General features: G+C 70.1%; 1 pseudogene. It reads left to right on the plus strand.

The window, feature by feature from the left end:
- Positions 1–360: pseudogene (locus ADK64_RS08665) on the plus strand (hypothetical protein); the annotation flags it as partial.
- Positions 361–432: the final 72 nt, after the last annotated feature.

Genomic DNA, 432 nt, shown 5'->3' on the forward strand with positions numbered 1-432 from the left:
AGAAGGGAAGGCCGGATCTTCGTCAACGAGCGGTCCTACTCCGCCCGCCCCGGCGACTGCATCACCGTGATCAGCGGCCTGGGCGCCAAGACCCTCAACGTCCGCAACGACAGCCACAAGCGTGTGGAGGTCTTCCGCGGAGCCGTCTGCGACAACGGCGCCCCCGTCGCCACCGTCGGCGCCTTCAGCACCAGCTTCGGCGTCGATGACCTGCACGTGAAGGACGGCGTCCACGTCAAGGACGGCATCGTGGCCAGCTTCCGCGTGGACTGCGACCACGAAGGCGGCTGGGGCGACGGCGGCGGCCGAGACGAAGGCGGCCGAGGCGACGGCGGCGGCGACGGCGGCTGGGACGACTGATCCCAAACCGACCGCGCAATATGGGGCCCCGGCCTGCCGCAATCGGGCCGGGAACCCCATCGCCACCATTGT

The sequence above is a fragment of the Streptomyces sp. MMG1121 genome (genome assembly GCF_001280015.1).
GTDB lineage: Bacteria > Actinomycetota > Actinomycetes > Streptomycetales > Streptomycetaceae > Streptomyces.